Below are 12,884 nucleotides of genomic sequence, written 5' to 3' on the forward strand. Positions count from 1 at the left end.
TCAGCCCTGCCCCATCTCCGGCGCCCGGAACCGGTCCGGTGTCGCCCCGAGCCCGCTCGGGTCGGCCGCCCCGGACTGGCGGACCGGCGACTGCGGCACCTCCCACGTCGTCCCGGACGCGGCGGCGGCACTGCCCTGCGCCCGCAGGTAATCCAGCCCGATGGCCTCCGACAGTTGGGTCGCGACGCAGACGATGCCCAGGCCGGTGCGGACGCGGTGGCGGGTGTCGACGCGGACGGCCGCCGCCCCGTTGGTCACCGCGATGTCGGTGAGCAGGGCGTGGTCGAAGGACCCGCTCGGCGCGGCGTCACGGTCGATCCCGGCGAGGAACTCCGCGAGCGGCAGCGGGGCGCCGCCAGACACGGCGACCGTGCCGACCAGGCGGGGGACGAGTTCCCCGAGGGATCCGCCCAGCGAGTGCAGCGCTTTGCCCCACACCAGGTCGGCCCCGGTCGAACCGATCACGCCGCCGAACAGATCGGTGGACCAGCGGTCCAGCGAGGTTCCGCTGCCCATCCCATGGTCGAGCCACACCGGCGACGCCTGCGCCCCGACCTCGCGCGAACCGACGCGCGGCGGGATGTAGGTGGTGATGATCGAATCCCACGACTCGGTCAGCCAACCGGGCCGGAACAGGTCCTGGCGCAGGTAGCCGACCGCCTCGTTGACGTCGCCGCCATTCGGCTGGGCAGTCCCGAGACCGGTGGACAACGGCAGGCCGGAGGTGATCGGCAAACCGGTGGCGGCGGCCGCCGACGGGGTGCCGAGCGGCGCCTCGAGGTAGGCGCCGAGGGCCCGGTTCCAGGAGAGGAATTGGCGGTACGCCTGCGAGAGCCGCCGGACGTCGCGCAACGCCTGGCGCAGGTTGTGGCGGTCCACCTCCAGCCGGTCGATGCTCGCGCGCCGTTGGTGCAGCATGGCGAAGATGGTCCGCTGGGATTGGATGAACCCCCACAGGCAGAGTCCGAAACCGATCAGGACCGCCGCCACGATCACCAACAGCGACACCCACCACTGCACGTCCCACTTGACGGTGAGGTACACGAACAGACCGGTGAGCAGGAGCAGCAGCACGACGGTCAGCTGGACGGCGCGGCCCAGCGACTTATTGCGCTGGTCGGGCTCCGGCGGCGGTGCGACGGCGGTGTTCACCTGGTGCAGCAACTGCTGCACCTCGTTGTAGGCGCCGTAGAAGGCGTCGGCGAGTCGCTCGGCGGCGGCCACCCCGAAACTGCGGCCCAGGGTGCGCCGCCAACCGGACAGTTCGGTGAGCGTCGAGCGGGCCGCCACCCCCTGGTCGGAGCTGGATTCCAGTTCGGTCAACCGGTTGGACAGGTCGGCGGCGCCCAGCACGTCCACCGGGTCGACCGACGCGCAGTCGACGGCGGCCTGCACCGGGCCGGGAATGGCCCGGAACGCCGACGCCGGCCCCGGCACGACCTGCGCCGCATACTTGACGATCCCGCGCGCCGAGCCGACCTGGATCGGCGGCAGGTCGCGGCTGCGCGCCCCGGCGTCGGCGAGGGTGAGCGCCGCCCTGGCATAGTCCTGCCACACCTGCGAGAGGTCGGAATCGGCGTCGGCCAACTGGCCCGTCGGATCGAAGAGCGCACCGGACAGCGCATTCGAGGCGGCGCCGATGTCCTCCCACCCGGCGACCCGGCCCGCCGAGGTGCGGCCGTTGACCACCACCTGGTAGGCGGCGGGCTGACCGGCGAAGACCGCCTCTTCGACCCCGACCGCGATCTTCGACGACACGCTGTCGACGACACTGCGGTACCAGGCGCCGGGGGCGTTGCGGATCGACGCCCATACGAATCTGGCGAACATCCTGAGCACCGCCATCGCGCCGATCTGCTGCGGCGGGGTGGCGGAATAGGACTGTCGCGGACCGCGCAGCACGGCGGCGTATTTGCGCCAGAAGCCGTCGGCCATCGCGGTGGTGGCCGTCGCCGCGTCGGAGACGTACACCACCTGAGAGCGCTGGTCGCTGGGCAGCGGCAGCACGCCGTCCGAACTCAGCAGCGACGTGCTCAGCTCGGACTCCACCTCGTCGGTGCGCAGGCTGCGGTAGAAGGAGCGGGCCAACCGGACCGACTCCCCCGGGACGACGGGCAGCGCGTCGAGGGGCGCGTGGTCGACGCCGGCCCACAGCCCGGCCAGGCCGGCGACGACCGGAGCGCTGTAGCGGCCCAGGTCGTCGGGGCCCACCCCGGCTGGCAGCGGAATGCGGCCGTAGTCCGGGCCGCGCGAATCCTCCGGGGAGATCGCGATGTTGTGCCAACCCGGCACGGCCAGCTCGGCGGGGGCGCCGGCGACCTCGGTGCCGCGCACGAGCAGCGCGCGAATGCGGACGACCGAGCCGGCGCCCGTCGCGGAGATCAACTTGTCGGCTACGCCGGTCTCGTCGGCCACTGACAGCCGCCGCGCACCGGGCAGTGCCGGGACCACCGAGCACACCCGCAGCACCTGGGTGCGCCGCGCCGAGACCAGATCGGGCACGGTGACGTCGCGGGCGATCCCCTGCGAGACGAGCACGACCGTGGACAACGGCGCCTGCCCGTCCGGGTCGCCGATCCACAGGAAGTCGTCGACCATGCCCGCCGCGGACAGATCGCACAGCGCGGAGAACACGCTGTGCGCGAGCCCGCTCGGTGCGAGGAGCGCGGTCAGCGTCGTGGGCCGCGACGGCATCAGAAGCCGTCCGGCTTCCCCGGTGCCTGCGGCGCCGTCGGGTCGGGGGCCGCGGACCCCATCGGGGGCGGGTTGAACGAGTCCATCGAGGGGGCCGCGAAGGTCTCGCCGGACTGGAAGGTCGGGGCCGTCGTCGGCGCCGCCCCGCCCTGCTCGGCGAGGGCGACCGCCGCGTCGAGGACGCCCAGCAGCTCGTTGGTCGCCCAGTAGATATCCGGCGCGATGTCGCGGTAGATGGGTGTCTTGGACGCCTGCTCGCGCACCGTGATGCGGGCGAACACACCGGTCCCCTCCGCCCCGGACTGTCCCGGTCCGGCGCCCTCACCGGGCTCCATGTAGTTCTTCGACACGAACTCGTGCTGGTAGGCCAGGTAGGCGCGCAGCCGTTCCGCGCGATCGCGAATCGAGACGCCGGGGCCGGTGTCGGCGATGACCGACGCCACGCCGGTGCCGGTCTCCCCGGTGCGCAGCCAGTTGGCCATATTGGTGACCGCGGCGAGTTGGCGCTGGTCCAGCCCGGTCGACGGGTTCTCCGCGCCGGCGTCGAAGATCGCGCGCAACGCGCGGTAGGGGGCCATCGACGCCATCACCGGCGGCTGGTGGCTCTGCGCGATCGCGACGAGCAGCGACTCCAGCACGGCGGGCAGCCAGTCGTACTCGGCGAGGAATTCCGACGGCGGGGTGAGCAGTGGGTTCGGGAAGGGCAGCCAGCGACTTGCCTGGGAGTCCCACACGTGGACGGCGTCGGCGAACGGCGGCCCCGGAATCTGGACCTGACCGATCGCCTGGCCGAGCAACCAACCGCCGACCATGGCCCGCCGCTCGTTCTCGTGCATCGGCAGGCTCGCCTGCAGCGGCCGGGAGCGGCGCATCGTCCAGAACGCCTTGCGCTGCCCGGGCGACGACGCCAGCCACTGGCGGGCGGCCGGTTCGATCACCGCCTCGTAGGCCAGCGGCGAGTAGTTCGGATAGGACCCGAAGATGTCGATGCGCTTGATCTTGGCCTCGTCGGTGAGCGCGTTGCCCAGGGCGTCGGCACTCTTCTTGTCGACGCGCGCGGTCGCGGCGAGAGCGGTCTTGAGGTCGCCGGCGACGGACAGGCCCAGGAACGGGATGGCCGAGAACTTGTACCGGTAGGTCATCTCGGCGACGCCGTGGATGGCCTGCATGGCGTTCTCGTTGACGCTCGCCAGCGGGCGGGCCAGGTTGACCGCCTCGCCGAAGCGCAGCTCCAGATCGGTGCGGCGCGCGGCGCGCTCGGACTCCGGCGCGTCCTCGCCCTCGACGTATTGGCGCAGCGAGACCGAGCAGAACCGGTCGAAGGACTCCCCGGTGCGCGCGACGAAGCGGCGCGAGCGCCCCAGCAGCTCGGCCGGGCGCAGGTGGACGTCGTAGGTCGCGCGCTGCGCGATGAGGCCGTCGCCGGTCTCCGGGTGGCGCGGGAAGGCCCGCGAGACCCAAGTCGTGGTGCGTTCGACGACGGGCTGCTCGGCCGCCGGGCTCGTGCTGCCGTCGACGGTGGTCCAGAAACCGGTGATGACGTGCCCGGCCGCGCGCGAGATGCCCTCGCCGAGGAGCCGCGGGTCGCTGGAGGTCGCCCCTACCGAGGCGGGCAGGTCCATCTCGTAGCGCTGCTTGAACTCCGCCGACCGGGTCAGCATGACCTCGTTGTCGGCCTCGGAGAAACGTTCGGCGACGAGTTCGTCGGTGTCGGCCGGCCAGGCCGCGTACTCGTCGGTCTGCAGCAGGGCCAGGCCGACCTGCTGCCGGTTGGCACCGGCCGCCTGGCGCAGCAGGGTCTGGGATTCGTTCAGCGCGTCGACCAGCGGGTCGAACACCTCGGTGATCATCGCGCCGACCGCGTTCCCGACGTGGTGGGCCAGGGCCGCGTAGACCTGCCGCTCGACGGTGCGCGCCGAACCGGCGAACACCTCGTCGGCGATCGGGGCCGGGTTGGCGATCGTCCCCGAGAGCGAGGCCAGCGTCGCCTTGACCTCGGGCGGCAGGTCGGCGATGTCGGGCGGGCCGTACTTCGACAGGTCGGTCATCGCGGGCAGGATCACCTCGTCGAGCAGGCGTGCCACGCGCTTGACCATCCCCGTCGCGTACGGCAGGCCCTGGGTGGCCAGCGCGCGGGCCGTCGCCTGCTCGAGGGCCCCGGCGAAGTGCAGGTGCCAGTTGAAGGCCTGGTGGTAGGCGACCGAATTGGCCCCCTCGGCCAGGGCGTGGCGGCGCTCGGCCAGGACCTGTCCGACTCGCGCAGCCCACTGCTCGCCGTTCACCCCGGGCGTCTGGTCGATCATCGGCCGGACCGCGGTGTTGACGACCCCGCGGGCCTGTGCGAAGACCTGGTCACCCGGCAGCACCGAGGACATCAGCCACTGCGCCAATCCGGACGACGATCCGTCCGCCCCCTCCGGCAGCCCCAGCGAGTAGCAGATGTTGCTCCACTGGTTGTCGAGGATGGCGTTGACCTGCTCCTCGTCGGAGGCGTCGTTGCCGGGCTGGAGGTGTCCGCGCAGCAGCTTGTCGACGCTGCTGCGGGCCAACCGCTGCGACGAGTACTCGGCGTAGCGGTCCCGGCCCATCGACAGGCTCGCGTAGCCGAAGGTGCCCCAGGGCACGTTGTTCCACTGCTTGTTGCCCCAACCCAGGTACTCCAGCGAGCCCTGATCGCCGACGGCGTTGGTGAGATCCCATTCGACGAATTGCTGGGTGGCCGACCCGGACAGCATCAGCCCGGCCAGTCCGCGACCGAGGCCGCGGTAGACCGCGCCCGGCGTGCCGTCGCCGAAGATGGTGCGCTGCGCGCCGACATACCGGCCGACGGGGAAGACGCGCGCGAACGGGATCAGTGTCCCCTCGCCGTGCTCGTGGCCCAGGGCGCGCAGGAGAGCGACGTCGGTGGCGCGGGCCGAACCGGTCTGGCTGGCCACGATCTCACCGAGCATGGCCAGCGCATTGGCGCGGGTGCCGGTGATCGCCGAATCGGGCAGCGTCTCGAAGATGTCGGGGGTCACCATGAACACACCCATGAGGCGCGGGTCGACGCCCTGCACGAGGGTGAGGATGCGGCAGACGTCGAGCGCCATCGACGCCCCGGCGCCGCCGGCCATCGAGGAGACGACGAGCACGATCGGCTGGTCGTTGGAGCTGTAGGCCCCGGCGCCCGGGATCTTCAGCGAGCGCATCTCGGTGTCGGTGGGGTTGGTGAACAGTTCGTCCCAGGCGCGCTGCAGCGCCTTGCGGACGGTGTCGACCCGGCTCAGCGTGATCATCCGGCCCAGTGCGCGGTATTGGCCGGCGCCGGTGGACAGCGGCGTGTAGACGGTCTCCGGGTCGCGCGGCGCCCAGGTGGCGATCGTGTCGAGTTCGTTGTTCGCGACGAGGCGCTGGGTCATGGCGTTGTCGAGGACCTTGTAGCTGTCGCTCTCCGGGCCGGTGCCGACGTAGACCCCGCCCTGGTCGGGCACGGTTCCGACGCCGGGGACCCCCGACGGCGACGTCGGGACGTCGAGGTGCACGAACTGCCAACCCGAGGGCAGTTTGTCGATCCCGTGGGCCCGCAGGTCCGACTTCAGCTGATCCATCATGTAGGCCAGCGCGGCTCCACCGGAACCACCGCAGCCGACCACCAGAAAGCGCTTCATCTCGTTATCAATCCTCTTCGCGAACTATTTGTCCATCTGCGGCCCACCCCGAACCGGGCGGCAGCCTCACCGTTGGAACGGGTTGAAATCCGTCCCGGCCTGGCCCGGCTGCCCCGCCGGACCCGGTTGCGGGTTCGGTTGCGGGTTCGATTGTGCCGGATCGGTCGGAGCGGCCGTCGGTCCGGCGGGGGATGCGGCCGGCGGGCCGTAGGGATTGACCGGCCCGGCTCCGCCCGGTCGCGGCGGGCCGAATGCCCCCGGCGCGGGCGGCGGCACCGGAGCGCCGAACGGATCGGCACCGGGTCCGCGGCCACCGCTGCCGAAGGGATCGGCACCGGCGGGTCCGGCCGCGGCGGCACCGGCCTGGGCGCGCAGCGTCGCGAGCCCGGGTCCGAGGTGCTCGGTGATCTCCTCGGTGAACCGGGCGAGCACCGGCTCCCCCGCGTCGGCACCGGCCAGCACGACCACCGTCGCCCGGTCCGGCGCGCCGTTGGGGTCGTGCAGGATGAACCACCGGTTGTGGACCGCCAGTGGCAGCTTGGCATCCGGGTTCGGCCCCACCGTCTCGCCGCTCTTGCCCGCGGCGCCGACCGTCCCCGGCGCACTCGCCTGCACGTATCCGGTACCGAACGGCGACCGTCCGACGCGGGTGTCCAGACTGATCCCGTCACCGAGGTCGAGGTGCCGCGACGCAGCGGCCGTCCCCGGCACCATGCGCACCAGATCGGTGTCGGCGAAGGCGAAGGGCTCGCCGTCGCGCAACACGCTGGAGCCGCTGATCGTCACCGGAATCGCCTGGGCGCGCAGCGACCGGGCCGGGATGCGGGCCGTCCACCACTTGGCCAGGTAGGCCAGGCCGAGCGGGATCAACGGGCCCAGGAGCAAGGCCGCCAACACCCCGAGCAGGGTGTTCGCCGCGTTCTGCGTCTTCGCCAGACTCGCCGTGAACTGCACGTCCATCGACTGCGGGTCACCCTTGCCGTCGGCCTTGGCGACCTTCACGGTCACCGTGCCGTTGGCTTCGCCGCGGGCCTGGTTCGGCACGTGCAGCGTGAGCGGCAGTTGCCCGTCGTCCCCGCCGTCGGAGGTCTTGATACAGGATTCGCGGCTCGACGCCGACGAGGTGACCGACAGCCCCTCGGCCGGTGCCGCGGCGATCTTGGCCGCCCCCTGCGGCTCCACCCACACGCAGCCCGCCCCGGTGATCCGCACGTTCACCGTCGCCTCGCCGGCCCCGGTCACGGTGCCGAAGTCGACCCGCGGCTGCACCTGCGGGTAGCCCGCGGGCGGGTTGATCACGGTGGGGATGTCGACGCCCTTGGGCACCAGCGGCGTCCCGGCCACCAATTTGCCCTTGGAATCACGGGCTGCGGCGGTCGTGACGGCCAACGTCAGGTGCAGCGTCGCCGCCCCCGGCGGCACCCCGGTGAGATCGAGGGTGTGCTTCTCGGTCAGCTTGTCCTTGGGCACCTCCGAGGCGATCGGGATGGTCTTCCCGTTCCGGGTGACCAGGCTCGCGTCAAAGGTGACGGTGCCGGGCAGGTCGGCCACGTCGACCGCCTCGTTCTTCTTGTTCGTGACGGTGAACAGCATCGCCTCGTGCTTGGCACCGCTGCGCAGCTTGTAGTTGCCGTTGCCCGGCCACTGCGGCGTGAGGTCGCCGTAGATGCGGATATTCGACTGGGTCTGCGCATCGGTCTTGCCGGGCGAGACGAACACCAGCGCCCACACACCGCGCCACTTCGCCTTGCCCGAGTTGGACATCTCGATGGAGACCGACTTATCCGTCGGCGAGGTGAAGTCCACGGCTACGCCGTTGACGTCGACGTGGCCGGATGCGCCCTTGAGTCGGTGCTCGTGACCGTCGGGGGAGACCAGGACCGGCGTCAGCCCCTTGGTGGTCGCGTCGGCGATGATGCTGACGCTCGACACCGACTGGTCCAGGACGAACACGTGCTTGGCGCTGTCGCAGACGCGGTTGTTGTCGCAGGCGCCGCGCTTGGTCTCGACGCCGGTACCGCCGCCGAGCCGCGCGAAGGCCATGACCAGGTCGTTGATGTCGGTCACGCGATAGAACGCGCCCGGGACCGGTTCGGTGACCGTGCCGCAGGTGCGACCGCCGGGACCCTTGCCGGTGGCGATCGACTGCAGCAGGTTGAACTGGGAGGCCTTGGCGTCGGCGTCGAGTCCGATCGCGACGGTGATCACGCCGGAGGTGCGCAACTGGTCGGCGATGCCGCCCGGCCGGCACAGGGCCTGCTCGGCGGCCTTCTTCATCGCGTCGCGATCGGCCGGCGTGTGCAACTGCTGGCCGGGGGCGAATTCCTTGTCGACCTGATCGCGGTTCTGATAGTCGAAGTCGAGGGATCCGTCGGTGAACCACACCATCATCTGACATCCGGGCGCCGCATCGGGAGTGCGCTTGGCGGCCAGCGCGGCCGACGCATCGGTCAGCGCGGTCGCATAGTCGGTGTCCCGGCCGGTGTTGCTGGTCGCGAGGGTCATCAGACCCTCGTTCACCTTGGTCATCGCGTCGCGGTTCAGCGGCGTCCAATCGGTGACGACGCGGTACCGGTCGGCGAAGGCCGCCACCGAGAGGTCGAGTCGGGCACCGTCTCGCTCGGCGGCCAGCTGCAGCTGGCGGGCCAATTCCTTGGCCGCCGCGACCCGGGCCGCCTGCGCGTCGCTCTTCTGCAGGCTCAACGACTCGTCGATGAGGAACAGCACCTGCCCGCTGCGCTGCCCGGCCACGCAGGAGGCGAACCGCGACACCGCGGCCTCACCCTCCGGCGCCGCGTGTGCTGCGGTCCCCGCCAGTAGTCCGAGCGGGGCGAGCAACCCCGCCAGCGCCACGGCCGCCAGCCATCGCGTCACCTTCACCGGACCACCGCCACTACTCCCCCTCGACATCTACAGCCTTCCGATCCAGAAGCCCACCGCGAGCGCCGTCACCGCGATGGCGATGACCACCACCGCGAGGGCCACCGTCCACAACACCCCGGTGGAGCTCGGGCGCGAGTACACCGTCGCGGTCTTGCGCAAGGTGTCGACCGCGATGAAGCGGGCGATGAGCCAGATGGCGATCGGCCCGGCCAACAACCAGCCGAGGAGCGCCCACCACTGGCCCCAGCCGACCGCGCCGACGACGGCGCCGATCGCCGCGACCCCGCCGGCGAGGATCAACAGACCGTTCGGCGGCGTCGCCAGTGTCAGCGCCCCCGCACCGGATGCCTCCGCACCCGGCCGCGCGAGCGGGTCCTGGCGCTCGTATCCGGCCGTTGCCAGACCCGTGTCGAAGACCTGCCCGGCCTCGTGCCGACCTCCACCGGAGGCCGGCGCCTCGTGGCGGCCCGGGGCGTCGACGGGACGCCCGAACCGGGGCTGGTTCGGGGCCGGCGACTGCACCGGATTCGGATCGTTCGTCGGTGTCCACGGCTGCCCGCCGCCCGCGGGCGGCTGGTATCCACCGGGATACGCCCCGGGTTCGGGGCGCGGTTGCCCCGGGTCGGCGCCCGGGCCGAAAGGATTGAACGTTGACACGCTGGCCATGCTTCCATACGCCGGTAACATTCGGGTGACCTCACCAAATGATCGTCGCGGCGCGTCGTGGGCCGCCAAACCCTCGCCGTGCGGACGCCCTTCTGGCAGTATCGCAACGATGATCCCCTTCCTGTGGCGCACCGCCACCACCGGCGTAACCCTGTGGCTCACCACCCTCCTCATCCCGGGCAGTCTCAAGTTCGATTGGGGGACGGCTACCGCCACGTGGCAGAAGGTGGGGATCGTCGCCATCGTCGCGGTGATCTTCGGCGTCGTGAACGCCTTCATCAAGCCGTTCGTCCAGGTGTTGTCGATCCCCTTCTACATCCTGACCCTGGGCCTGTTCGGAATCATCATCAACGCCTTCATGTTGTGGATCGTCTCCTGGTTCACCCAGAAGGTCACCCACTGGGGATTGGTGGTCAACAACTTCTGGTGGTCGGCGATCTGGGCGGCCATCATCGTCGCGATCGTCGGCATGGTCGTCAGCGCGGTCGCCGACGCCGTCGCGAAGTAGGGATGGGCATGTCGCTGCGCGTGACCGCCGTCGCCACCGCCGCCGTCGTCGCCGGGGCGCTGCTCGCCGGGTGCTCGTCGACGCCCTCGAACGTCGACAGCGCGCGTTCGGTGACCGTCGTCGGAACCGGCAAGGTCACCGGCGTGCCGGACACGCTCAGCGCCACCATCGGCGTCGAGGCGGAGGCCCCCGACGTCTCGGCGGCGATCAACACCGCGTCGGACAAGATCGCCAAGATCACCGAGGCGGCCGTCGCGGCCGGGGTGGAGAAGAAGGATATCCAGACGCAGCAGGTGTCGATCCAGCCGCGCTACTCCTCCCCCGGTGCCGCCGGCGGCACGACGACGATCAGCGGATACGAGGCGAGCAACACCGTCTCCATCAAGGTGCGCGACCTGTCCAAGGCGTCGAAGGTCCTCGGCGACACGGTGACCGCCGGTGGCAACAACACCCGGCTGTCCGGGGTGTCCTTCGCCATCGACGACAATTCCGCGCTTCTGCGCAACGCCCGCGAGGCCGCCTTCGCCGACGCACGGGCCCGCGCCGACCAGTACGCCCGCCTCTCCGGTGACAAACTCGGCAAAGCCCTCGTCATCACCGAGGCGAATACGGCCACCGACACCCCCGCCCCGTCGTACCGCTCGGCCCCCGACGTCGCCGCCGCACCCATCCCCGTCGAACCGGGTCAGCAGACGCTGAGCTATTCGGTCACCGTGAAGTTCGCGCTGACCTGATGAATCCGGCGCTGGAACCGTGGGCGAACTTCAATGTCGCCGTGGCCGGGGCCAGTGCGGCGTTGGCCGGTCTGATCATCGTCGCGATGTCGGTCAACCTCGACGGGATCCTCGCCGCACCAGCCATCGTCGCGCGGGGCGGCGCCGCCATCGGCGCGCTGGTCCTCGCGGTCATGGCGGCGTGCTTGACACTCGTCCCCGGCCAATCCCTGTTCGCCCTCGGCCTCGAGATCCTGCTCGGCGCGGTGGCCGCCCTCGCGATGGCGCTCGCCGCCGCGCGCGACATCTATCGGGTCCATCCCCCGCGACGACGACTGCCGTTCAAGTTGGCGATGAGCATGCTCTCGCCGGTCCTGTTCACCATCGGCGCGTCGCTGCTGCTGGCCGGCAATGCGGCCGGGTTGAACTGGGTGGCCGCCGGGGCCGTCGTGTCCATCGTGGCCGGCGTCGGGATCGGATGGATCACGCTGATCGAGATCCGGCGCTGAGTCGGCGATGCGAGCGGTAGTCCAGCGCGTCGGCTCGGCCCGGGTCCTCGTCGACGACGAGGTGGTCGGCGAGCTGGCGCTATCCGACGGCGACCAGGGGCTACTGGTCCTCGTCGGTGCCACGCACGCCGATACCGTCGAGCAGTCGCACGCCCTGGCCGACAAGATCTGGCGGCTGCGAATCCTCGACGGCCCGGATGGCACCGCGTCGAGCGCGGCCGACCTCGGGGCGCCGCTCCTCGTCGTCAGCCAGTTCACCCTCTACGCCAACACGGAGAAGGGCCGCCGACCGTCCTGGAGCGCGGCTGCGCCGGGAGCGGTGGCCGCACCCCTCGTCGACGCCGTGGTCGAGCACCTCCGGGTGGCGGGGGCGAGTGTGGCGACCGGCCGCTTCGGGGCGCATATGCAGGTCGAATCGGTCAACGACGGTCCGGTGACCATCCTGCTGGAGGTGTGAGGGGGCCTAGGGGCGGGTCGTCAGGATGCGCGGACCGTCCGCGGTGACCGCGATGGTGTGCTCCCAGTGCGCGGCACGGCTGCCGTCGTCGGTGACGACGGTCCAGTCGTCGTCGAGCACGCTGGTCTCCTCGGTGCCGAGGGTGAGCATCGGCTCGACGGCCAGCGTCGACCCGACCACGAGGCGCGGGCCGCGGCCCGGCTCGCCCTCGTTCGCCAGGAAGGGCTCCATGTGCATCTCGCGGCCGATGGCGTGGCCGCCGTAGCCGGCGACGATGCCGAAATGCCTGTTGAACTTCTCGCGCGCGGCGAGTGTTCCGAGCTCGATGGCGTGGGAGACGTCGGTGAGACGGGCGCCCTCCACCATCGCGGCGATACCCGCCTCCAGCGACAGCCGCGTCGCCTCGCTCAGCTCCTCGTCGGCGCGCGAGAGGGTGCCGACGCCGTAGGTCCACGCCGAATCGCCGTGCCAGCCGTCGAGGATGGCGCCGCAGTCGATGGACACGAGATCACCGTCGGCGAGGACGACGTCCTTCGACGGGATGCCGTGCACGACGACATCGTTGACCGAGCTGCAGATCGAGCCGGGGAAACCGTGGTAGCCCTTGAACGAGGGCACGGCCCCGGCCCCTCGGATCACCGATTCGGCCACCTCGTCGAGTTCGAGGGTCGAGACGCCGGGCGCCGAGGCCTCCCGGACGGCGACGAGTGCGCGGCCCACCACCTCGCCGGCGGCGGCCATCGCGTCGAGCTCGCCGGCCGAGCGGAACGGGACGACTCCGCGTCGACCGAAGAGACCCATCGG

General features: G+C 71.2%; 9 protein-coding genes. 4 read left to right on the top strand and 5 right to left on the bottom strand.

What is annotated here, in order from left to right; translation table 11 throughout:
• From HUN08_RS13865 to HUN08_RS13880, 4 genes are all read right to left on the bottom strand, one after another.
• Positions 1-2,694: a hypothetical protein gene (locus tag HUN08_RS13865; RefSeq protein WP_124246753.1), complete on the bottom strand. Its 2,694-nt coding sequence runs from the start codon at positions 2,692-2,694 to the stop codon at positions 1-3.
• Entirely contained in the window at positions 2,694-6,344 is a 3,651-nt protein-coding gene (locus HUN08_RS13870; protein WP_124246752.1) for a tubulin-like doman-containing protein, read from the bottom strand. Before HUN08_RS13870 ends, HUN08_RS13865 begins: the two co-directional genes overlap by 1 nt.
• Positions 6,345-6,410: 66 nt before the next feature.
• Positions 6,411-9,224 carry a vWA domain-containing protein gene (locus HUN08_RS13875; protein WP_165353391.1) on the bottom strand — a complete coding sequence of 938 codons (2,814 nt, stop codon included), beginning with the start codon at positions 9,222-9,224 and terminating at the stop codon, positions 6,411-6,413.
• A gap of 30 nt (positions 9,225-9,254) precedes the next feature.
• Entirely contained in the window at positions 9,255-9,893 is a 639-nt protein-coding gene (locus tag HUN08_RS13880) for a hypothetical protein (protein WP_124246750.1), read from the bottom strand.
• Positions 9,894-10,002: 109 nt separating this feature from the next.
• On the opposite strand from HUN08_RS13880, the gene HUN08_RS13885 reads away from it, so the two are divergent.
• From HUN08_RS13885 to dtd, 4 genes are read left to right on the top strand one after another with little or no spacing between them, the layout of a single operon-like run.
• On the top strand, positions 10,003-10,401 hold the full coding sequence (locus tag HUN08_RS13885; RefSeq protein ID WP_124246749.1) for a phage holin family protein: 399 nt from the start codon (positions 10,003-10,005) through the stop codon (positions 10,399-10,401).
• Positions 10,402-10,409: 8 nt separating this feature from the next.
• Positions 10,410-11,135: an SIMPL domain-containing protein gene (locus HUN08_RS13890; RefSeq protein WP_165353392.1), complete on the top strand. Its 726-nt coding sequence runs from the start codon at positions 10,410-10,412 to the stop codon at positions 11,133-11,135.
• Positions 11,135-11,623, top strand: coding sequence for a hypothetical protein (locus HUN08_RS13895; protein ID WP_124246747.1), 489 nt, complete (start codon positions 11,135-11,137; stop codon positions 11,621-11,623). Before HUN08_RS13890 ends, HUN08_RS13895 begins: the two co-directional genes overlap by 1 nt.
• A gap of 7 nt (positions 11,624-11,630) precedes the next feature.
• The gene (gene dtd / locus HUN08_RS13900; RefSeq protein WP_124246746.1) at positions 11,631-12,080 is read left to right on the top strand and encodes a D-aminoacyl-tRNA deacylase; all 450 of its coding nucleotides are present in this window, start codon (positions 11,631-11,633) and stop codon (positions 12,078-12,080) included.
• A 6-nt stretch (positions 12,081-12,086) separates the two neighbouring features.
• On the opposite strand, the gene map is transcribed toward dtd, so the two are convergent.
• The gene (gene map / locus HUN08_RS13905; protein ID WP_124246745.1) at positions 12,087-12,881 is read right to left on the bottom strand and encodes a type I methionyl aminopeptidase; all 795 of its coding nucleotides are present in this window, start codon (positions 12,879-12,881) and stop codon (positions 12,087-12,089) included.
• Positions 12,882-12,884: the final 3 nt, after the last annotated feature.

Source organism: Gordonia sp. X0973 (assembly GCF_013348785.1).
Classification (GTDB): Bacteria; Actinomycetota; Actinomycetes; order Mycobacteriales; family Mycobacteriaceae; genus Gordonia.